This window comes from Bradyrhizobium sp. dw_78 (assembly GCF_018449525.1).
Taxonomy (GTDB): Bacteria; Pseudomonadota; Alphaproteobacteria; order Rhizobiales; family Xanthobacteraceae; genus Bradyrhizobium.
In genome coordinates this window covers 96,388-118,697 of record NZ_JAAVUS010000006.1, presented here as the reverse complement: position 1 = coordinate 118,697, position 22,310 = coordinate 96,388, and the positions used below count along the sequence as shown (strand labels likewise).

Here is a 22,310-nt window from a genome sequence, read left to right as displayed (position 1 = left end):
CCCGGCTCATGAGCACGCCCCATTGTAAGGTTCGTTCCTGAACGCGGCACTCGCGGAAAGCAGCCGCTTGTTTCCGGAAAGGGTCGAAATGTTGTAGCCAAGACCGGTGACGTAGAGCGGCCATTGATAGAACAGCCTTACGAAAACGAGGTCGCAGGGACCGCCGGTGTTGTACTGCATGTTGTCGATGAAATTACCGGAGCCGTCGATCTGGCTGGAGATGGTCACGGGCCAGGACGATGGAGAGCTCTCAACATCGACATAAAGCTTGGCGCAACTGAACAAGGCCGGAATCTGATTACAGACGTAGGTCTTGAATTGCGCCTGCGTGAGGGCCGCGGTCTGCGTCGGCGAGATGCCTCCCGGCATCATCGCCTGACCGGTCTGGATGACGCGTGCGGAATCCTGGGTGATGGTTTCCAGCACTTGGCTCGCGAAAAACACGGTCGCCGTTTCGATGATGGCAAACAGCAGCGCGAAAAATAGCGGCGCCACCAGCGCGAATTCAACGGCAGCCGACCCCTGCGGGTTACGGCGAAAGCGCCGCAAGACATTTCTGACGGAGACGGTTGAAGCAATAGACGACAACATCGAGAAATCCTTGCGGCGGCGGCAATGATCTGAGTGGGACAATTACCTCAAAGTGATTGTTGAATTGTTTCGTCGAATTGAAGCAGCCCCGGCCGGGCGATTAACCTCGCGCTAACCGTCATTCCCAGCCTTAATCGGTTCTGATGGAATCAAAACCGAAGTTCCGGATTCCCGTCATGACGGGTTTTCTTCACGCGAACCGGCCCCCCTTCGCTCAAAACGTCATAGAATGGCTTTTGCGAAAGCATGAAATTCGCGCGCCGTGCCGCATGCTCGCTGCGAGGCCTTGGGCGGTGCAGGCTTAATTGTTCGACTTGCTCGCCCCGCCGGCTTGGCCGGACAAGGTGCCGGCCTGATCGAGCGCCGCTTTGAAATAGCCGTCGCCATCGCCAAGCGTGACTCGTCGCTGGCAGATCGGCATGCAGCTATAGGATTCGCGTTCGGCCCCGCGATAGACGGTGATCAACTGGTCGGAGGGACCTTCAACCTGGATCAGGCGGTCCACCAGCACCTCGCCGCTGCGGTCCATGGCGATGAAATTGGTCGCGCCGTAGCCCTTGCCGGTCACCACAACAACGCCGCCGTTCTGCAGCGTGACGTCCGCAATCAGCGGGTTTCCGACCACGATGGTCGCAACGCGCGCGGGAAGCTTGACGAGCTTCGCCTGATCGACATTGACCGCGATGGCATCGGGAGACGGTTCGGCCAGTGCGACTGCCGGCAGCAACAGAACGGCCGCCGCCAGCGCGCGCAATCCGGAAAATGCGCGTATCCGCGCAGGCAGGCACTTGAACGACATACTCTAACTCCGGAGCGTTGAACCTGCTCACACATACATAGCGAAGCCGGCGTCTGACCGGACCAAACTGACTTCAATTTGTGAATGAACCGCAAAATGAAACGGGCAAATTGCTCGTGGTTGGACACGTCGATCGGCAGGATGCGGCCGCCACAGATATTCTCGGGAGCAGGTCCACCGGCCGGCGTCATGAACATGAATGTCGAAGACGGCGCTGCGCCGGGCTTGATCGCGACGCACACGCTTCGGCCATTGCCTGATCCGGCATCTCGACAAGATACCAGAGTAAACTCAGCATGAACGTTTCGTCCGACAGCAGATACCCGCAGATTACCTGCTGTTATCTAAGAAGCGATCGAGAAGGCGGGTCGAATGCGTCGACACCCTTTATCATGAGGACATGATCGAAAGCCCGATTGTCTTTGGTTGGACCCCTTAATTCCAAATTTACTCTGCTCAAGAACAGCTCGCCTGAGCTGCGTTTATGCGATCGAATTAACTACGCTGCAATTCTACGACCCTAGGGTGGCCCACGGTCTCACGGTGCTGAGAACGCCGGCAAGACCAAACGTTAGTCGACCAGCCACGCGTACATGGAGTTAGTAATGAAGAATCTGATTACCCGTTTCGTGAAGGACGAGTCCGGCGCCACCGCTATCGAATATGGCCTGATTGCAGCAGGTATTGCTCTCGCGATCATCGCCGTCGTCAACGGCCTCGGCTCCACCCTGAAGGGTACGTTCACTTCGATCAACAGCGGCATCGCCGCCGCCCCCGCCGCCGGCGGTTAGTAGCCGTAACGGCCGACATCAAGGCCCCGGCCACAAGCCGGGGCCTTTTTTCTTTTCACCGGACAAGGCGGCAGCGCGAATATGCATAAATCGAACGCCGCCCTGGCTGCGGCAAGAAAGGCGCGATGGGCGCACCACCGCGTCGAAACGCCCGAAAAACTGGTATGCGTGGCACTGGCGCTTGCGGTTCTTGTCCTCGCCCTGCGCATCGTAAGCGTCTGGTGATTCTAGGTCCTGTTTCCCGATTGTTCATATCTGGAAGCTAGAAGCGGCTGTTATTCCGATCCCGCTTCAACAGCACAAGCTGTAGTCCTATGGCCCTCGACATCGCGCGGCTCCTGCTGTTTCCGGCCCTGATGGCGTTCGCGGCCGCCAGCGATCTCTTCACCATGACGATTTCCAACCGGGTGTCGCTGATCCTTGTGGCCGGTTTCCTGGTTCTTGCCCCCTTGAGCGGCATGGGAGCTTCTGACATCGCCTCGCATATCGGAGCCGGCGCCAGCGTGCTGGTGGTCGCCTTTGCCTGTTTTGCCCTGGGCTGGATCGGCGGCGGGGATGCCAAGGTTGCGGCCGCCGCCGCGCTCTGGTTCGGCTTCGGCCATCTCCTGGAGTATCTGCTCTATGCCTCGCTGTTCGGTGGCGCGCTGACGCTGCTGCTGCTTCAGTTCAGGCAATGGCCGCTGCCATACGCCTTGGCCGGTCAGGCGTGGCTGCTTCGGCTGCACGCCAAGGACAGCGGCATTCCCTACGGCATCGCGCTCGCGACCGGCGCATTGATGGTCTATCCCGAGACGGATTGGATCACGGCGATCAACCTCGCTCATTTCGCCATCCATTGATTCCGTCGGATAAACCTGGCGTTAAGGCGATTTAGATACGCCTCATTAACCATGCTTTGACGAATAACTGGTCAACTCCCATCACGGCGACGGAAGCGTCGCAGCGTAATGTGGAAAGTGAAGCGTATGAATACCGCTCTTGTCGTCCTGACCAGCGCTGTCAGCGCCAACGGCGCAGCTGCGTATCTCGCGAGCGGCAGCGGGTCCGACGATAACTCCCCGCCCACCACACGCTTGCCGACAATAGACGGACTCGTTGCAAAGTCCGGCAGCGGCCAGACAGTCAAGCCCAAAGGCATATGGCGCCAGAGCGGGCGCGCAGCAGCGAACATCGCGGCCGGCAAGGCCGTCACACCGGCGCCGCGCAACAGCACCGACATCGATCTCATCGAGACCCGTGCCGACGACCAGGCTTGCAGACATAACGGCAGCATCAACGTCGTTCGTTACGACGTGCCGACCCAGGCGACACAGAAGTGAGCAAGAGGACGACGGAAATGACGTGCAGGGGAAATCAGCCGATCATGCGGACCTTTCTGGTCCGCGCGCTGTCGTTCTCGGCCGTCGTGGGGTTAGCGCTCAACCCGATCTTTGCCCCGGTCGTCGCGGCCGACTATGGCCTCGCAGGTTCATCCGCGCCGGTCGCCGCCGACGGACAGATGAACGCGCATTCCCTGTCGCTCGGCATCGGCAAGTCGACGGTGATCGATCTGCCGCGCGACATCAAGGATGTGCTGGTCGCCGATCCCAAGATCGCCAATGCCGTGGTCCGCTCGTCACAGCGGGCTTACATCATCGGCGCCGCCGTCGGTCAGACCAACATCGTGTTTTTCGATTCCGCCGGCCAGCAGATCGCCGCCTATGACATCGCCGTCAAGCGCGACCTCAACGGCTTGCGCGCGGCGATCAAGCAGTTGATGCCGAACGCGGATATCCAGATCGACGGGCTCGGCGACGGCGTGATGCTGACCGGCTCGGTATCGAACCCGATCGAAGCGCAGCAGGCTGGCGATCTGGCCACGCGGCTGGCGGGGGGAGCCGACAAGGTCGTCAACTCGATCGTCGTCCGGGGCCGCGATCAGGTGATGCTGAAAGTCACCGTCGCCGAGGTCGCGCGTTCGATCGTCAAGCAGATGGGCATCGACCTCAGCGCCAACCTGAGTTACGGCAGTTCGGTCGTAACCTTCAACAACACCAACCCATTCACGGCGAACGGCGGACCGCTGGTCGGGACCAACGCGCTTACGACCTCGTTCGGCTCGACGCCGTCGGTCTCGGCGACGCTGCGGGCGATGGAAAGCGCGGGTGTAATTCGCACCCTGGCCGAACCGAACCTGACCGCGATCTCGGGCGAGTCCGCGACCTTCATCGCCGGCGGCGAATTTCCAGTGCCTACCGGTGTCACCTGCCAAACGCTGGCGTCGGGAGCCGTTGGGCAATGCGCGCCGTCGATCTCGTTCAAGAAATTCGGCGTCTCGCTCAATTTCACGCCGATCGTGCTGACCGAAGGCCGGATCAGCCTGCGGGTGATGACCGAAGTCTCCGAAGTATCGAACGACAATTCGATCAATATCAGCGGCATTTCGGTGCCGTCGATCAAGACCCGCCGTGCGGAAACCACGCTGGAGATTCCGTCGGGCGGCGCGATGGCGATGGCCGGCTTGATTCAGCAGCAGCAGAAGCAGGCCATCAATGGACTGCCGGGCCTGTCGACGCTGCCGGTGCTCGGCGCGCTGTTCCGCAGCCGCGACTTCGTCAACAACCAGACCGAACTGATGGTCCTGGTGACGCCCTATGTCGTTCGGGCCGTCGCGCCAAAGGATCTGTCGCGTCCGGATGACGGGTTTGCGGCGGCGGCCGATCCCCAGGCCGATCTGCTGGGCAGCATCAATCGCATCTACGGCGTTCCAGGCCACACGGAGCCGTCACAGAGCTATCGCGGCACTTACGGCTTTATCACGGACTGAGACGGGACAAGGACCAGGACGATGACAACCCAAATACCCGTCAATCGCAATCGCGCCTTCCGCATGGCGGGATCGCTTGTCGGCATCGCCGTCATGCTGGGAGCTTGCACGCATACCACGGATGGAGAGGCGACAGCGCGCATTCCGGACGATTACCGTCAGCGCCATCCGATCGCGGTTCACGAATCGAACCAGTCGATGGTGATCTTCATCGGTCGGGGACGCGGCGGCCTTTCGGCGTCCGACCGGGCCGAGGTGATGGGACTGGCGCAAGGCTGGCGTAATGACGCCACCGGACCGATCGTCGCCGACATACCTGTCGATACCCCCAACGCCGCCGCAGCCGCGGATGCGTTCCGGGAAGTGCAGTCGCTGCTGGCGGCCGCCGGCGTTCCGCCGCGCGGCATCACGGAGCATCGCTATCGCCCGGATAATCCGCGCCAGATGGCGACGGTCCGGCTCACCTATCCGAGGATGTCGGCGGTCGCCGGTCCCTGCGGCCTGTGGCCCGAAGACCTTGGTCCCTCGATCAAGGACAAGACCTATATGCAGAACCAGGAATACTACAATTTCGGCTGCGCCTATCAGCGCGACATGGCGGCGATGATCGACAATCCGTCGGACCTCGTGCAACCGCGGTCTGAAACGCCCGCCTACACGGAGCGGCGCACGGAAGGATTCGAGAAGTATCGCAAAGGCACCTCGTCAGCCACCATCTATCCGGAAGCCGAAAAGGCCAAACTCAGCGACACAGGCAAATGATCAGCTACGCCCGTCAAGATTCAGAAGAACGGCCGGACGCCTTGCTGCCCGCGGACGATCACATCGCCCCCTCGCCGCGGGTCTCCGTGCAGGCCTTTTGCGAGACCGTGGAAACCGCTGCGGCCGTGCAATCGGCCGGCGAGGATCGCCGCCTCGGCAAGGCCCATCTGAAGATTCAAATGGGCGGCATGGCGGCTGCCGTCGAAGCCTATCGCACCGCGCCGACGCCGAACGTCATCATCGTGGAAACCGACGGTCGCGGCGACATCCTGGCCGGTCTCGACCAGCTCGCCAGCGTGTGCGATTCCGGCACCCGCGTCATCGTGATCGGCCGTATCAATGATGTCGCGCTCTATCGCGAACTTGTACGTCGCGGCGTCAGCGATTACGTGATTGCGCCGACCAACGCCCTCGACGTGGTGCGTTCGGTTTGCGGCCTGTTCTCCGCGCCCGAGGCAAAGGCGGTCGGCCGCATCATCGCTGTCGTCGGCGCCAAGGGCGGCGTCGGCGCGTCCACCATCGCTCATAACGTGGCCTGGGCGATCGCGCGAGATCTCGCGCTTGACGCCGTTGTCGCCGATCTCGACCTCGCATTCGGCACCGCCGGCCTCGACTATAACCAGGATCCTCCGCAGGGGATCGCCGATGCGGTATTTTCGCCGGATCGCATCGACACGGCTTTTATCGACCGCCTGCTGTCGAAATGCACCGACCATCTCAGCCTGCTGGCCGCGCCGGCGACGCTCGACCGGGTCTACGACTTCGGTGCCGAAGCCTTCGATGCGGTGTTCGATACGCTGCGATCGAGCATGCCCTGCATCGTACTTGACGTTCCCCATCAATGGTCGGGATGGGCCAAGCGCGCGCTGGTGAACGCGGACGATATCCTGATCGTCGCGTCTCCCGACCTCGCCAGCCTCCGCAACACCAAGAACATTTTCGATCTGTTGAAGGCGTCGCGTCCCAACGACCGGATCCCGATGTACTGCCTCAACCAGATCGGCGTGCCGAAGCGGCCGGAAATCAACGCCAGCGAATTCGCCAAGGCCATCGAGAGCCCGCCGATCGTCTCCATTCCGTTCGAGCCGCAAATATTCGGCTCGGCGGCCAACAACGGCCAGATGATCGCGGAAATCTCCGCCAACCATCGCACCACCGAAATGTTCCTGCAAATCGCACAGCGACTGACCGGCCGCGGTGAAACCAAGAAGCCGCGCGGTTCGTTCCTGTCACCTTTTCTAGAGAAGTTGCGGGCAAAATAGGCCGCCCAGGTGGAGCATCGTCGTGTTTGGTAAGCGTAGCGGACTGGAAAACGAATCGCGGGCGGTGAAACCCGCTGCCACATTGGAAGCGCCTCCCAGCGCCGCGGCTCCTGTCGTGCGCGACTCGGCTCCCCCTCCCGCTATTCCCTCGCCCCCGCTCGCGCCGGCCAGGCCGGTGCCGCCGCCCCCCACCGTCGACTCGCGGCGGTCGGACAATTATTACCAGGTCAAAGCCACCATCTTCGGCGCCTTGATCGAAGCGATCGACCTTGCCCAGCTTTCCAAGCTCGACGGCGAGTCCGCGCGCGAAGAAATCCGCGATATCGTCAACGAGATCATCGCCATCAAGAATATCGTGATGTCGATCGCCGAGCAGGAGGAGTTGCTCGATGACATCTGCAACGACGTCCTCGGCTACGGCCCGCTCGAGCCGCTCCTGTCGCGCGACGACATCGCCGATATCATGGTCAACGGCGCCGGCACGGTGTTCATCGAAGTCGCCGGCAAAATTCAGCGCACCGGCATCCGCTTCCGCGACAACCAGCAATTACTGAATATCTGCCAGCGAATCGTCAGCCAGGTCGGCCGCCGTGTCGATGAATCCTCGCCGATCTGCGACGCTCGCCTCGCCGACGGCTCCCGCGTCAACGCAATCGTTCCGCCGCTGGCGATCGACGGCCCGGCACTCACGATCCGCAAATTCAAGAAGGACAAGCTGACGCTCGACCAGTTGGTCCGGTTCGGCGCGATCACGCCGGAAGGCGCGGAGATTCTCAAGATCATCGGCCGCTGCCGTTGCAACGTCCTGATCTCCGGCGGCACCGGCTCCGGCAAGACCACGCTGCTGAATTGCCTCACCAACTATATCGACGATGACGAGCGCATCATCACCTGCGAGGACGCCGCCGAACTTCAACTCCAGCAGCCGCATGTGGTGCGCCTCGAAACCCGCCCGCCGAATATCGAGGGCGAGGGCCAGGTCACGATGCGCGAACTGGTGCGAAACTGCCTGCGCATGCGCCCTGAACGCATCATCGTCGGCGAAGTCCGCGGACCGGAAGCCTTCGACCTGCTGCAGGCCATGAACACCGGTCACGACGGATCGATGGGAACGCTGCACGCCAATAATCCCCGCGAAGGCCTGTCGCGCTGCGAATCCATGATCACGATGGGTGGATTTTCACTACCGTCGCGCACCATTCGCGAGATGATCTGTGCCTCGATCGATGTGGTCATCCAGGCCGCGCGCCTGCGCGACGGCTCTCGCCGCATCACCCACATCACCGAGGTGATGGGCATGGAAGGCGACACCATCATCACGCAGGATCTCTTCATCTACGACCTGGTTGGCGAGGACGCCGACGGCAAGATCATCGGCCGGCACCGCTCGACCGGCATCGGACGGCCCCGATTCTGGGATCGGGCGCGATATTACGGCGAAGAGAAGCGGCTTGCCGCGGCGCTCGACGCCGCGGAAGTCAAGACCTAAGGGGGGGAAGCGAGCCATGAAAACCCAAACACTCGCGCTGGCTTTTCTCGCCGCCACCGCCATCGGCGGCATTGCATGGGTTTTCATTTACCCCTTGCTGTCGGGCGAGAGAAAGGCCGAATCCCGCCGCGCGTCGATTGCGCGATCCGAACCGGCCGCGCGCCAGACCGAGAAAAGTCAGCGCTCGCGCCGCGAACAGGTCGAGGGAACGCTGAAGGAGCTCGAGGCGCGGCGGCAAAAGGACAGTAAATTGTCGCTGGGCGGCCGCCTCATGCAGGCCGGGCTGGACTGGTCCACGCAGAAATTCATAACGGTTTCCGCTGTTGTCGGAGCGGTATTCTTTGTCGTCACATTCATGCTCGGAGGCGGCTTTCTCGGCGCGATCGGCATGGGTTTCGCCGGTGGTTTTGGCCTGCCGCGCTGGGTGCTGAATTTCCTCAAGAAACGCCGGGAAAAGAAGTTTCTCGCCGCGCTGCCTGACGCCGTCGACGTGATCGTTCGCGGCATCAAGGCGGGCCTGCCGCTGTTCGAATCGATCAAGGTCGTCGCGGCGGATTCGCCCGAGCCGCTGAAGGGCGAATTCCTGGCCATCATCGAGACCCAGGCCGTCGGCATGCCGCTCGGCGACGCCTGCGCGCGGCTGTACGAACGGATGCCGGTACCGGAGGCGAATTTCTTCGGGATCGTCGTCGCGATCCAGCAGAAATCCGGCGGCAACCTGTCCGAGGCGCTCGGCAACCTGTCCAAGGTGCTGCGGGACCGCAAGAAAATGGCCGAGAAGATTCAGGCCATGTCGATGGAAGCGAAGGCTTCCGCCGGCATCATCGGCTCGCTGCCGCCGATCGTCATGCTGCTCGTCTACCTTACAACGCCCGGCTACATTTCTGTGCTGTGGACAAATCCGACCGGCCAACTGATGCTAGTCGGCTGTGTGACGTGGATGTCTATCGGCATCATGGTCATGAAGAAGATGATCAATTTCGATTTCTGACGGTGGATCCATGATTGATTTTCTGGTCACTAAGCTCCACGACGTTCGCTTCATGACGATGGTGCTCGCAGCTCTTGCGGCGAGCGCCACCGCGTACACCCTGATCACGCCATTGCTGGTAGGTGACAGCCTTACCAAACGCATGAAAGCGGTCGCGAACGAACGGGAACGGATCCGGCAGCGCGAACGCGAACGTCTCAACAGGTCGGAGAAAGTGTCGCTGCGGCAGACGCCGAAGCAGTTCATCTCCAAGGTGGTGGAAGACTTCAATCTCGGAAAATGGCTGGCCCAGGAATCTGCGCGCGAAAAACTGATCATGGCCGGCTACCGCGGACACGCCCCCTATATCACGTTTCTTTTTTTCCGGCTGGTAACGCCCGCGCTGCTGTTCGTAGCGTCGGTGTTGTACGTTTTCGTGATCGCCCACATGGAAAAATCGCTACCGATCAAGATCGGCATATGCGTCGCCACCGCCTATGTGGGATTGCAGGCGCCGATGCTGTTCCTGAGGAACGCGATCTCCAAACGCCAGCTCTCGATCAAGCGCGCATTTCCCGATGCGCTCGACCTCCTGCTGATCTGTATCGAGTCGGGCATGTCGATCGAAGCCGCGTTCCGCAGGGTCAGCGTCGAGATCGCGAAGCAGTCCGTCGCGCTGTCCGAAGAATTCACCCTGACCACGGCCGAGCTTTCATATTTGCAGGATCGCAAGGTCGCTTATGAAAATCTGGCCAAGCGCACCGGCCTCGATGGCGTGAAATCGGTCTGCCTGGCGTTACAGCAGTCGGAACGTTACGGAACGCCGCTCGGCCAAAGCTTGCGGGTCATGGCGCAGGAAAATCGCGACATGCGCATGAGCGAGGCGGAGAAGAAGGCCGCGTCGCTACCGCCGAAGCTGACGGTGCCGATGATCCTGTTTTTCCTGCCGGTGCTGTTCGTGGTGATCCTGGGGCCGAGCGTCATCAAGATTACCGAGATGCACTGAGCCCGCAGCGCGCCTGACAACGACCCGGCGACATACCAAGAAAGCCTATCGGTTCTGATTGAATTAAGAACCGGGCCTTCGCATTTTTTCTTGGCGCGTTTTCTTATCCATCCCGGACTTCGTCCGGGGCAGGCTTTCGGCTCGAAAACGGTATAAGCGGAACGGCCCGGTTCAGATCGTTACTCGGGCTGGCCGAGCGAGGCCATCGGCACCGGCTTGGCCGTCGTGCGCGGCGCATCCTTGTGACTTAACATCTGCTTGAGATAGGCGACGTTCGCCGCGGCCTCGTCCGGCGGCAGATCCGCTTTGGCAATGCCTTCGGCTTCCGCGAAGCGGCCTTGCAGGCCGACCACCAGCGCCAGATTTTGCCGCACCCGGGAATCGGCCTTGCCGCTGGCATAGGCTTGGCGCAGCGTCTCTTCCGCCTTCGGCAGATCCCTGGAAAGCATGTAGGACAGGCCGAGATTGGATAGCACCGAGGGCTCGTCGGGCACGATCCTCAACGCGCTGATATAATAGCCGCGCGCTTCATCGTGACGGCCCAATTGGTCGAGCACAGTCCCCTGCACCGACAGAATTCGCCAGTCAGGATTGTCGGGCGTATGCGCGCGCGACAGCACGTCGAAGGCCGCCTGAAAATTACCGTTGTCCGCCAGCGCCCGGCCGTAAGCCGCGAGCAGCGGCTTGTTGCCGGGATGGGCGATAGTGGCCTGCTCGAGTACGGCGGCGGCCTGGCTGCGCTGGCCGCTGGTGCGGAGCGCCTGGCCATAGGCCAGCGCGGCGTCCGCGTCCTTGGGGTTGGCACGATAACGCTCGCCGGCCATTTCCGTCATGCGCCGCGGATCGGAATCGGTATCGGCCTTCGACGTCAGCGAGCCCGTGATGTCGGACATCGTCTGGCAGCCGCCAAGCCCAGCGGCAAACACGGCCGCTACCGCCGCGGATGTAAGATACCGGGCAACGCTGGACTGTCGACGCATGGCACTCTGGCTCGCAATATCGGGCGAATGGATCGAACTGAATGTGCCAGCAATAGACTGTTAACCCTAACGTCCGGTTAATTGGGTATAACCCCAGCTTATGGGACGCCTCCGTGCAAAGCGGAAATTGGCACTTCGGAAAAGCCTCTGTCCTTTCACAGCGATGCAGCGGCGGGTCCGATCTGGCAAAAGTTGGATCGGCGTCCGGTATCCCGAGTCCGGAATTCGCGACACGCCAATATAATTCCGGCGACTCCCGAACCTGAACAGCCCGCGGAACTATCGGTCCAAACGCCGATGACAGCGAACGCCCGACCGATATGGGTCGCGATCGCCGCGAGATGTTACAATCCCGACTATGCGTGATGCTTACTTGTGGTGCTTGCGCAAATAAGCGTGCAGCGACTCCAGGCCGGTCTCGGCAAGCAGCGTCTTGAGCATCATGTCCTTGCGGCGGCCGGCTGCAAAATGCTCGCCGTAAGTCTTGCGCAACGATCCAATGCGCGTATTGCCATGCTTCTTATCGATGCGGCCGGTCGTGTCGCGATGCCGGCCGTCGAGACTCTTGCCTTTCTTAGCCATCGAACCGAACCCTCCTCGTGCGATATAGGGAACCTATCACAATCCCGTGGCAGTGTGTAGCGCCGCGGATTTCAGCCGGAGTCTCCGGAAGATTGCGGGCCTGCTAAAATTCTGCGAAGTCTGATCCGTCCAACGGCTCACCACGCCGGCATCAAGGCTGAAGCCGGCATCTACATCGAAGAAGAGCGAAGCATGCATTCCGTGTTCGAGACCGCACCGGCCGCATCAAGCATTCCCATTACCTTTGCAACCAAAGCGACATGGGAAGCGATCCGCGACAGCCTCCCGCCGCCGGCCCGGCAGTTCGCACTCGCCAACGGCTTTGCTGCGAAGCCCGGAAAATGCCTGACCTTGCCGTCAGCCGATGGCCACGTTGCGCAGGTCGTTTTCGGCCTCGACGAGGAGAGCAGCAAATCCAATGATCTGTTCAGGCCCGGATCATTGCCCGGCCTGCTGCCGCCGGGTACCTATCGCTTCGCCAACGCACCACATGACACCCGTCTCGCCGTGCTTGCCTTCGCGCTCGGCAGCTATCGCTTCGGCCGTTACCGCAAGACAGATATGCCCGACGTCAGGCTGGTGCCGCCCGACGGTATCGATGTGACGGATATCACGCGCATGGCGGAAGCCGTGAGTCTCGCCCGCGATCTCATCAATACGCCGTCCAACGACATGGGCCCCGAGCAACTGGCGCAGGCCGCGCGCGAGCTTGCCGCGCGCTTCGGCGCCAGCTTCCATTGCACGGCAGGCGACGAACTTGCGCAGAACTTTCCGCTGATTCACGCGGTCGGCATGGCATCGACGCGCGCGCCGTGCCTGATCGATATCGGCTGGGGTGACCCCGCTCACCCCAAGGTGACGCTGGTCGGCAAGGGCGTCTGCTTCGATACCGGCGGGCTGGACTTGAAGCCTTCCAGCGGCATGCTGATCATGAAGAAGGACATGGGCGGAGCCGCCAACGTGCTGGCGCTGGCGTCGATGGTGATGGACGCCGGCCTGAAGCTACGGCTCCGGGTCCTGATTCCCGCGGTCGAGAACGCGGTCGCCGGCAATGCGTTTCGCCCGCTCGATATCTTCAAATCGCGCAAGGGCCTGACGGTCGAGATCGGCAACACCGACGCCGAAGGCCGGCTGGTCCTCGCCGATGCGCTGGCGCTGGCCGACGAGGAAACGCCCGACCTGCTGATCGATATGGGAACGCTGACCGGCGCGGCCCGCGTGGCGCTGGGGCCGGATTTGCCGCCCTTTTATACCGATGATGAGCGGTTGGCGCTGGACGTCGCACGTTGCGCGAAACAGGAAAACGATCCGTTGTGGCGATTGCCGCTATGGCCGGCCTACGATAGCTGGCTGGATTCGAAGATCGCCCATATCAACAACGCGCCGTCGGGCGGATTTGCCGGCTCGATCACCTGCGCGCTGTTCCTGCAACGTTTCGTCGAAGCCGCCAAAAGCTGGCTGCATGTCGATATCTACGGCTGGACGCCGTCGGCGAAACCGGCGCGGCCCGAAGGCGGTGAATGCCAGGCGGCGCGGGCGATCTACAAATTGCTAGGCGAGCGCTATGGATGATCCCCGCCTGACTCCGGCGCGGCCCGATCTCGCCGCGAAATATCTGGAAGGCAAGGTCGAGGCCGCGCGTTTTGTGACCGGCGAGGAGTTCGAGGTGACGGACGCCATCGCGCCGCTGCGCGAAGCTCCGTCGGCGCAAGCGATGCTGGCGACGCAGGCGCTGAAGGGCGAACGCGTGACGGTCTACGATCGCAACGGCGAAGGCTGGGCCTGGGGCCAGTTGAACGGCGACGGCTATGTCGGCTGGCTGCCGGACCGCGCGCTGGCGCCGCCTGCCGCGCCACCGACCCACAAGATCACCGCGATCCGGACCTTTGCGTTTCCCGGCCCCTTGATCAAGCTGCCGCCCGCCGCGACACTCGTGATGGGATCGACGCTTGCGATATTGCGCGAGGATGGCGCTTTCGCGGTAACGTGCGAGGGTTGGCATTTGCCGCTGCGGCATGTCGGCCGCATCGACAATTATGAGGACGATTTCGTCGCGATCGCCGAGCGGTTTGTCGGCACGCCCTATTTGTGGGGCGGCAAGAGCAGCCTCGGGATCGATTGTTCCGGCCTGGTTCAGGTTTCGCTAAGCGCCGCGGGCACCGGCTGCCCGCGCGACAGCGACATGCAGCGGGACGGGCTCGGCAGAACGCTGGACGCCGCGGAATCGAAGAAATTGCAGCGCGGCGACCTGATCTTCTGGAAAGGCCATGTGGCGATCGTGCGCGATGCCCGCAGCATCGTTCACGCCAACGCGCATCACATGGCGACCGTGATCGAAAACACAAACGACGCCATCGCGCGCATCAAGGCCGGTGGAAGTGAGATCACGGCGATCAAGCGGCTCGCTTGAAACGAATCAGACGGCGCCACCCGGCGCGGCCTCGAGCCGGAACGCGGCGGCGAACAGCGCGCGGGTGTAATCGGTCTTCGGAGTCTTGAACAATTCCGCAGCCGCCCCCTCCTCGACCACCTTGCCATGTCGCATCACGATCAGATGGCTCGCCAGCGAAGCGACCACGCGCAAATCGTGCGAGATGAACAGGTAGGTCAGGTCGCGCTTGCGCTGCAATTCACGCAACAAATCGACCATCTGCGCCTGGAACAGCATGTCGAGCGCGCTGGTCGGCTCGTCCAGCACGACGAAACTCGGCTCCAGCACCACCGCGCGCGCAATGCTGATGCGCTGGCGCTGGCCGCCGGAAAATTCATGCGGATAGCGGAATCGCGTCGCCGGATCGAGGCCGACATCGTTGAGCGCCTTGACCACGCGCGCTTCGCGCTCTCCGTCCGAAAGCGAGCCCTGATGCACGCTCAAGCCTTCGGCGATGATGTCCCCGACCGACATGCGCGGGCTGAGCGCGCCGAACGGATCCTGAAACACGATCTGCATGTCACGCCGAAAGGGGCGCATTTCCTTGAAGCGCAGGCCCTGGATGTCTCTCCCCAGAAAAACGATCGGCCCTTCCGACGAGATCAGCCGGAGCAGCGCCAGGCCCAGCGTGGTCTTGCCGGAGCCGGACTCGCCGACGACGCCGAGCGTCTCGCCCTTGCGCACCGCGAGGCTGACGCCGTCGACCGCCTTGATATGTCCGACCGTGCGGCGGAGCAGGCCGCGCTTGACCGGAAACCAGACCTTCAGATCGTCGGCCGACATCACGACCGGCGATTGGGGACGGGGCGGCGCCGGATCCGGCCTTGGTTCGGCCGCGAGCAATGCCCGGGTGTAGGGATGTTTCGGCGCGGTAAAGACCTGCTCGACCGGTCCCTGCTCGACAATCTTGCCGCTATTCATGACGCAGACCATATCGGCGATGCGGCGCACGATGCCGAGATCGTGGGTGATGAACAACAGGCTCATGCCGAGCCGGGCGCGAATCTCGGCCAGCAGAGCCAGGATCTGCGCCTGCACGGTGACGTCGAGCGCCGTGGTCGGCTCATCCGCGATCAACAGGTCCGGTTCGTTGGCAAGCGCCATCGCGATCATCACCCGCTGGCGCTGGCCGCCGGACAATTGATGCGGATAGCTGGCAAGCCGGGTTTCCGGATCGGGAATGCCGACCTGGGTGAGCAGTTCAAGCGTTCGGGCCCGCGCCATCGCGCCGCGAACGCCGCTGTGAAGCTGCAGGATCTCGACGATCTGGGACTCGATCGTGTGCAGCGGATTGAGCGACGTCATCGGCTCCTGGAAGATGATCGAAATATCGTTGCCGCGAATGCCGCGCATCTCGCGCTCCGGCAGCGTCAGCAAATCGCGTCCATTGAAATGGATACTGCCCGACGGGTGCGACGCGGTCGGATAGGGCAACAGTTTCAGGATCGACAACGCGCTGACGGATTTTCCGGAGCCGGATTCGCCGACCAGCGCCACGCACTCGCCGCGCCTGATGTCGAACGAGATGCGGTCCACCGCGACCGACGTGCCGCTCGGCTGGTGAAACGCCACCGATAGATCGCGGACCTGAAGCAGCGGCTGGTTGATGGCGTCCATGTCGGTCAACCTATCGGAACGTCTTGCGCGGATCGAAGGCGTCGCGCGCCGCCTCGCCGATGAAGATCAGCAGCGACAGCATGATGGCGACCGCGAAAAAGCCGGTAAAGCCGAGCCACGGCGCCTGAACATTGGCCTTGGCCTGTGACAGCAATTCGCCGAGCGACGGCGAGCCCGGCGGCAATCCCATGCCGAGGAAATCGAGCGCGGTCAGGGTCATCACCGACGAGGAGACGATGAACGGCAGGAACGTCATGGTCGCTACCATCGCGTTCGGCAGCAGATGTCGGAACATGATCACGCCATTGGATACGCCGAGCGCCCGCGCCGCCTGGATGTATTCGAAATTGCGGCCGCGCAGGAATTCCGCCCGCACCAGGCCGACCAGCGAGACCCATGAAAACAGCAGGAGGATGCCGAGCAGGATGAAAAATCCCGGCGGTAGCACCGCCGATATGATCAGCAGCAGATACAGCGAGGGGATCGCGTTCCATATCTCGATCAGGCGCTGGAAGAGAAGATCGGTCCAGCCGCCGAAATAGCCCTGGATGCCGCCGGCGGCGACGCCGATGATCGACGAGACGATGGTCAGCGTCAGGCCGAACAGGACCGAAATGCGAAAACCATAGATCAGGCGCGCGACGACGTCGCGGCCCTGGTCGTCGGTACCGAGCCAGTTGTATTCGAGATCGCGGCAGCTCTTCAGGCCCTTGCGCTGGACCACGTCCTTGCACTGCGCCTCCGTCAGCATCCAGGTCGGCGGCGACGGCGCGGGCGTCGGCAGGTCGAGATTATGCGTATCGTAAGAATAACGGATCAATGGCCAGACGATCGCGCCGCCCTTGTCCGCGATCAGCTTCTGCAAATAGGGATCGCGATAGTCCGCAGCTGTCTGGAAATCTCCGCCAAACGCGGTCTCGGGATAGGTGACGAAAGCCGGCCAATACAGATGCCCGTCATATTTGATCAGGAACGGACGGTCGTTGGCGATCAATTCGGCAAACAGGGACACGACGAACAGGACCAGGAAAATCCAGAACGACCAATAACCCCGGCGGTTCGATTTGAAATTCTGCCAGCGGCGGCGGTTGAGCGGCGACGGGCCGAAGCGATGGCGTGTCACCGGCACGGCTTCGCCGAGCGGCGATTGCGTCGAGGTTTCGATCGGGGGCGGCGCAATCATGCTCATCAGACTTCCCGCGCCTCGAAATCGATCCGCGGATCGATCCACATATAGGCGAGGTCGGAGATCAGATTGACGACGAGACCGACCAGCGAGAAAATGAACAGCGTGCCGAACACCACCGGATAGTCGCGGTTCAGCACGCTTTCGAAACCGAGCAGGCCCAGGCCGTCGAGCGAAAAGATGGTTTCGATCAGCAGCGAGCCGGAAAAGAAGGCGTGGATGAAGGCACCGGGGAATCCGGCGATCACGATCAGCATGGCGTTGCGGAAAACGTGATTATAGAGCACCTGGTGCTCGGTGCAGCCCTTGGCGCGCGCGGTCATCACATATTGCTTGCGGATCTCGTCCAGGAACGAGTTCTTGGTCAAAAGCGTCATGGTGGCGAAAGCACCGAGCGCCATCGAGATCAGCGGCAGAGTGATGTGCCAGAAATAATCGATGATCTTCCAATACCAGGGGAATTGCGACCAGCCGTCCGAGGTCAATCCGCGCAACGGGAAAATATTGAAGAACGAGCCGCCGGCGAACAGGATGATCAAGAGGATCGCGAACAGGAATCCGGGTATCGCAAATCCGACGATGATGACGGCGGAGGTCCAGGTATCGAATCTGGAGCCGTCCTGCACCGCCTTGCGAATGCCGAGCGGGATCGAAATCAGATAGGTCAGGAGCGTCATCCAGATTCCGAGCGACATCGAAACCGGCAGCTTTTCCTTGATCAATTGCAGCACGCTGACGTCGCGGAAATAGCTCTTGCCGAAATCGAAGCGGGCATAATTCCACAGCATCAGGAGAAAGCGTTCCGGCGCCGGCTTGTCGAAGCCGAACTGCTTCTCGAGGCTTTTTACGAATTCAGGATCGAGGCCCTGCGCGCCCCGGTATTTCGACCCAACGGAATCGCCGGATATATTGGCCTGGCCGCGCGCGGCGAAATCGCCGCCACCACCGGAAATCCGCGACGTGCCTCCGGTATCCGCGCCGGAGAGCTGCGCGATCACGCGCTCCACCGGGCCGCCCGGCGCGAACTGCACCACCACGAACGACACGAACAGGATTCCCAACAAGGTCGGGAACATCAGCAGAATGCGGCGGGCGATATAGGCGCTCATGAACTATTTCGCCTCGACCTTGGCGGCCTTGATGGGATCCGACCACCAGTTTTCCGGCGCACCTACCCCGCCCGAATAACGCGGCGGCTTTTCCGGATGCGCGAACAGGTCCCAATAGGCGATCGGATGGTTGGCACGATACCATTGCGGCACCCAATAACGCCCGGCACGAAACACCCGGTCAAAGGCGCGGCACGCAAAGGTCAGGTCGGCGCGATTGCCGGCGCCGATAATCTTCTCGATCAGCATATCCAGGACCGGGTCTGATATCCCGGCGAGATTATACGAGCCCTTGGTGGCCGCGGCCTGCGAGGAGAAGAACGGGCGCATCGCATCGCCGGGCGTGGCCGACATGCTGAAACGCTCGACCGTCATGTCGAAATCGAAATCCTCCACCCGGGCGCGGTATTGCACGGCGTCGACGATCCGCAGCGTGGCAGCGATCCCCAAAATCTCGAGATTTTTGATGTAGCGCGCATGATGCGGTTCAAAACTCGGCTCGTCGATCAGAAATTCGATCTGAAAGACCTCGCCGTTCGGCAGCAGCCGCTTGCCGTCCTTGACGGGCAACCCGGCGTCGGTGAACAGTTGCGAGGCCTTGCGCAACAGCGCCCGGTCCTGCCCCGATCCATCCGACACCGGCGGCACGAACGGTTCTCCGAACACTTCGTCGGGCAGCTTGCCGCGGAACGGTTCGAGCAGCTTGAACTCCTCGGGCCCGGGCGGCCCGTCCGCCATCATGTCCGAATTCTGGAACGGCGAGTGGGTGCGCTTGTAGGCGCCGTACATGATGGTCTTGTTGGTCCATTCGAAGTCGAAGGCCAGGATCAGTGCTTCACGCACGCGCGAATCCTTGAACTTCTCGCGGCGGATGTTGATGAACCAGCCCTGCGCGCCTGACGGCGTATCGTCCGGCAAGGTCTCCAACTTGACGCGGCCGTCCTTGACCGCCGGGAAATCGTAGCGCGTGGCCCATACCCGCGAGGTGAACTCCTCGCGAAACAGATAATTTTTGGCCGAGAAACCCTCGAAGGCGACCTCGCGGTCGCGATAGAATTCGTAGCGCACGATGTCGAAATTAAAGGAGCCGCGCGCGACCGGGAGATCGGCGCCCCACCAGTCCTTCACCCGTTCGAACTCGATGTAACGGTTGACCTCGAATTTCCCGACCTTGTACGGCCCGGATCCCAGCGGCGTGTCGAGCGTCGATTCATCGAACGGCCGGTTGGCGTAATAGGCTTGCGAGAAAATCGGCAGGCCCGCGACATAGAGCGGCACGTCGCGTCCGCGCTTTTCGGCGAAGGTGACGACGACCGTCGCGTCATCGGGCGCTTCGGCCTTCACCATGTCGCGCATCTGCTCGACGATCAACGGATGGCCTTTGGTCTTGAGCGCATTCAGCGAGAACGCCGCATCGCGCGCCGTCAATTTCGAGCCGTCGTGAAATCTCGCCTCGGGGCGCATCGTGAAACGATAGGTCAGCCTGTCGGGTGAAACCTGCACCGATTTGGCCGCGAGGCCGTACATCGCATCGGGCTCGTCGTTGGCGCGCACCATCAGCGCCGCGAACGTCATGTCCATGCCCTGCGCGCCTTCCCCCTTCAGGATGTAGGCGTTGAGCGAATTGAACGTGAAGTAGGACTGGTTATAGGCCCGGCCCGAGGGAATGAATGAAAACACGCCACCCTTCGGCGCGGCCGCATTGACATAGTCGAAATGCGGGAAGTCGGCTGGATATTTCAGATCGCCGAACGCCGATATGCCGTGAACCTCGGTGCCGGCGTCAGCCGTAGCCGTTTCAGCCGCAGCCATTGCAGACCGAAACTTTGCGGCGCTCCATGCTCCGACGCCTAGAGCGAGCAGGTGCCTGCGGGAGAGCAGCGTCATGCGCGTAGGCCCAATCAAGATTTGCCGACCTTGGCGGCCTTCTCGGTGTCCCACCACCACAGCGATGGCAGACCGGAGCGGCCATATTTCGGCAGCGGCTCGGCATGGCTGAACCGGTCCCAGCGGGCGTAACGCATGTAAGGATAGGTGAATTGCGGTACGACGTAGAAGTTCCAGAGCAGGACCCGATCCAGCGCCCGGGTCGCTGCGACAAGGCCGGCGCGGTCCTTGGCGAAGATGACATGATCGATCAGCGCGTCGACGGCCGGGTTTTTGATGCCGACACTGTTTCTCGAGCCAGCCTGATCGGCGGCCTGCGAGCCCCAGAACTCGCGCTGTTCGTTACCGGGCGACAGCGATTCACCCCAGACCTCGATGACGATATCATAATCGAAACTGCGCAGCCGGTTTTCATATTGCACGTCGTCGACCATGCGCACGGAGGTGGTGACGCCGATACGTTCCAGCGACGGCTTGTAAAACAGCGCGATCCGCTCCGAGGATGGATCCTGCACCAGGATCTCGACACTGATCTGCTTCCCGGCGGGATCGAAAAGCTTCTGATCCCGGATCTCGAAGCCTGCGTCCTTCAAGAGTTTCATCGCCTCGCGCAAATTCGCGCGTACCGCCTCCGGATTGCCGCCGACCGGATTGGCGTAAGGCGTCGTGAATACTTCGGGCGGCACCTTGTCGCGCACCGTCTCGAGGATTTGCAGTTCCTGGCCTTCCGGAAGACCCGAGCAGGCAAGCTCCGTTCCCTCGAAGTAACTGTTGATGCGCTTGTATTGCCCGTAGAACAATTGCTTGTTCATTTCCTCGAAATCATAGGCGCAGTTGAAAGCCCGGCGCAGCCGCGCGTCCTTGAACTGATCGCGGCGAAGGTTGAGGGCAAACCCCTGCATCCGGCCGGAATCGCTGATCGGGAATTCTTCCTTGACCACACGCTTGTCGGTGACGGCGGAGAAATCATAGGCCGTGGCCCATTGCTTCGCCGAATTCTCGGCAATCCAGTCGGCCTGATCGGCCTTGAACGCTTCGAGCGCGACGAGATTGTCGCGAAAGAACTCGAAGCGCAGTTCATCGAAATTATTCTGGCCGATCTGGGCGGGAAGATTTGCGCCCCAATAATCCTTCACCCGTTCCAGTACGACCGAACGGCCGGCGACAAATTCCTTGATCCGGTAGGGGCCGGAGCCGACGGGCTTCTCCAGCGTTGTTGCGGAAACGTCACGCTTGCGACCCTGACTGTCCGTGCCCTCCCACCAGAGCTTCGGCAGCACCGGCAGTTCCCCGACGATGCTCGGCAATTCGCGGTTGCCGGGAGCATCGAAGGTGAATTTGACATCGTGCTCGCCGGCCTTTTCGGCTTTGACCACGTGGCGATAATAGGACGCATAAAACGGACTTTGCTTCTTCAGCGTCTCGATCGAGAAGATCACATCATCCGGCGTCACCGGGCTGCCGTCGTGCCAGCGGGCTTCGCCGCGCAACCGATAGACCACCCAGGAAAAATCATCGGGATGGGAGGCGGACTCGGCCAGAAGTCCGTATTCGGTGGCGACCTCGTCCTGCGAGCGCGTCATCAACGTTTCGTTGATCATCATCGCGGCCGGCGCGATATTGCCCTTAACGCCGGCGACCGCGATGTTGAAATTGTCGTAAGTCCCGATCGATATCATCCGCACCACGCCGCCTTTGGGTGCGTCGGGATTGACGTAATCGAAACGCTTGAAGCCGGCCAGGTATTTGATGTCCCCGAACAGGGAGAGCGCGTGACGCCAGGCTGGCTCGCCCGCGGCTTGCGGTTGCGCCGATTGCGCATGGGCCGCATCGATCGCCGGAAGCCCTGCCGCAAGTCCGAGCGCCGGGGCAATGGCGGCGGAAGTGGCGCTCTGCAAGAGGTGTCGTCGGGTAATGGCCAAGTCAGAATTCCCTATGGATACGGCGTACTAGTGAGGACGCAATATAAGGCAAGCTTTCGACCTGTGATGTTGCTTTTTCCTCATCTTGGCCCCCGGTGAAGGGATCCGGTGCGGCGAAAG

20 protein-coding genes are annotated in these 22,310 nt (G+C 61.7%); 11 read left to right on the top strand and 9 right to left on the bottom strand.

Annotated elements, in window-relative coordinates; translation table 11 throughout:
- Nucleotides 1-6: 6 nt before the first annotated feature.
- The gene (locus HB630_RS16865; protein WP_213773401.1) at nt 7-591 is read right to left on the bottom strand and encodes a TadE/TadG family type IV pilus assembly protein; all 585 of its coding nucleotides are present in this window, start codon (nt 589-591) and stop codon (nt 7-9) included.
- Between the two features lie 301 nt (nt 592-892).
- Complete coding sequence (locus HB630_RS16860; RefSeq protein ID WP_213773400.1) at nt 893-1,390, bottom strand: pilus assembly protein N-terminal domain-containing protein; 498 nt, start codon at nt 1,388-1,390, stop codon at nt 893-895.
- Between the two features lie 605 nt (nt 1,391-1,995).
- On the opposite strand from HB630_RS16860, the gene HB630_RS16855 reads away from it, so the two are divergent.
- From HB630_RS16855 to HB630_RS16815, 9 genes are all read left to right on the top strand, one after another.
- Nucleotides 1,996-2,181 carry a Flp family type IVb pilin gene (locus HB630_RS16855; RefSeq protein WP_213773399.1) on the top strand — a complete coding sequence of 62 codons (186 nt, stop codon included), beginning with the start codon at nt 1,996-1,998 and terminating at the stop codon, nt 2,179-2,181.
- 314 nt (nt 2,182-2,495) lie between these two features.
- Entirely contained in the window at nt 2,496-3,020 is a 525-nt protein-coding gene (locus tag HB630_RS16850) for a prepilin peptidase (protein ID WP_213773398.1), read from the top strand.
- Between the two features lie 126 nt (nt 3,021-3,146).
- Nucleotides 3,147-3,500 carry a hypothetical protein gene (locus HB630_RS28655; RefSeq protein WP_213773397.1) on the top strand — a complete coding sequence of 118 codons (354 nt, stop codon included), beginning with the start codon at nt 3,147-3,149 and terminating at the stop codon, nt 3,498-3,500.
- Nucleotides 3,501-3,517: 17 nt separating this feature from the next.
- The gene (locus HB630_RS16840) at nt 3,518-4,987 is read left to right on the top strand and encodes a type II and III secretion system protein family protein (protein WP_213773396.1); all 1,470 of its coding nucleotides are present in this window, start codon (nt 3,518-3,520) and stop codon (nt 4,985-4,987) included.
- Between the two features lie 21 nt (nt 4,988-5,008).
- A complete protein-coding gene (locus HB630_RS16835; RefSeq protein ID WP_213773395.1) occupies nt 5,009-5,749 on the top strand; it encodes a CpaD family pilus assembly protein in 741 nt (246 codons plus the stop codon).
- Nucleotides 5,746-7,011, top strand: coding sequence for an AAA family ATPase (locus tag HB630_RS16830; protein WP_213773394.1), 1,266 nt, complete (start codon nt 5,746-5,748; stop codon nt 7,009-7,011). The genes HB630_RS16835 and HB630_RS16830 overlap by 4 nt, the downstream gene beginning before the upstream one ends.
- Before the next feature lie 22 nt (nt 7,012-7,033).
- A complete protein-coding gene (locus tag HB630_RS16825) occupies nt 7,034-8,500 on the top strand; it encodes an ATPase, T2SS/T4P/T4SS family (RefSeq protein ID WP_213773393.1) in 1,467 nt (488 codons plus the stop codon).
- A 16-nt stretch (nt 8,501-8,516) separates the two neighbouring features.
- Nucleotides 8,517-9,491: a type II secretion system F family protein gene (locus HB630_RS16820; RefSeq protein WP_213773392.1), complete on the top strand. Its 975-nt coding sequence runs from the start codon at nt 8,517-8,519 to the stop codon at nt 9,489-9,491.
- A gap of 10 nt (nt 9,492-9,501) precedes the next feature.
- A complete protein-coding gene (locus tag HB630_RS16815) occupies nt 9,502-10,476 on the top strand; it encodes a type II secretion system F family protein (protein WP_213773391.1) in 975 nt (324 codons plus the stop codon).
- A gap of 179 nt (nt 10,477-10,655) precedes the next feature.
- Here the strand turns inward: HB630_RS16815 and HB630_RS16810 are convergent, their stop codons facing one another.
- Nucleotides 10,656-11,456: a tetratricopeptide repeat protein gene (locus HB630_RS16810; protein WP_213773390.1), complete on the bottom strand. Its 801-nt coding sequence runs from the start codon at nt 11,454-11,456 to the stop codon at nt 10,656-10,658.
- 369 nt (nt 11,457-11,825) lie between these two features.
- The gene (locus tag HB630_RS16805; protein WP_213773659.1) at nt 11,826-12,038 is read right to left on the bottom strand and encodes a hypothetical protein; all 213 of its coding nucleotides are present in this window, start codon (nt 12,036-12,038) and stop codon (nt 11,826-11,828) included.
- 192 nt (nt 12,039-12,230) lie between these two features.
- Here HB630_RS16805 and HB630_RS16800 point away from each other — a divergent pair, with 192 nt between their 5' ends.
- Both HB630_RS16800 and HB630_RS16795 read left to right on the top strand, forming a co-directional pair.
- Complete coding sequence (locus tag HB630_RS16800) at nt 12,231-13,610, top strand: leucyl aminopeptidase family protein (RefSeq protein ID WP_213773389.1); 1,380 nt, start codon at nt 12,231-12,233, stop codon at nt 13,608-13,610.
- Entirely contained in the window at nt 13,603-14,448 is an 846-nt protein-coding gene (locus HB630_RS16795; RefSeq protein WP_213773388.1) for an NlpC/P60 family protein, read from the top strand. The genes HB630_RS16800 and HB630_RS16795 overlap by 8 nt, the downstream gene beginning before the upstream one ends.
- Nucleotides 14,449-14,454: 6 nt before the next feature.
- On the opposite strand, the gene HB630_RS16790 is transcribed toward HB630_RS16795, so the two are convergent.
- The 5 genes from HB630_RS16790 to HB630_RS16770 are packed head-to-tail and all read right to left on the bottom strand — an operon-like array spanning nt 14,455 to nt 22,190.
- Entirely contained in the window at nt 14,455-16,086 is a 1,632-nt protein-coding gene (locus tag HB630_RS16790) for an ABC transporter ATP-binding protein (protein WP_213773387.1), read from the bottom strand.
- A gap of 10 nt (nt 16,087-16,096) precedes the next feature.
- Nucleotides 16,097-17,275, bottom strand: coding sequence for an ABC transporter permease (locus tag HB630_RS16785; RefSeq protein WP_213773386.1), 1,179 nt, complete (start codon nt 17,273-17,275; stop codon nt 16,097-16,099).
- Nucleotides 17,275-18,381, bottom strand: coding sequence for a microcin C ABC transporter permease YejB (locus HB630_RS16780; RefSeq protein WP_213773385.1), 1,107 nt, complete (start codon nt 18,379-18,381; stop codon nt 17,275-17,277). Before HB630_RS16780 ends, HB630_RS16785 begins: the two co-directional genes overlap by 1 nt.
- Before the next feature lie 3 nt (nt 18,382-18,384).
- The gene (locus HB630_RS16775; protein ID WP_213773384.1) at nt 18,385-20,268 is read right to left on the bottom strand and encodes an extracellular solute-binding protein; all 1,884 of its coding nucleotides are present in this window, start codon (nt 20,266-20,268) and stop codon (nt 18,385-18,387) included.
- 14 nt (nt 20,269-20,282) lie between these two features.
- Nucleotides 20,283-22,190, bottom strand: a complete 1,908-nt coding sequence (locus HB630_RS16770; RefSeq protein WP_213773383.1) for an extracellular solute-binding protein — start codon at nt 22,188-22,190, stop codon at nt 20,283-20,285.
- Nucleotides 22,191-22,310: the final 120 nt, after the last annotated feature.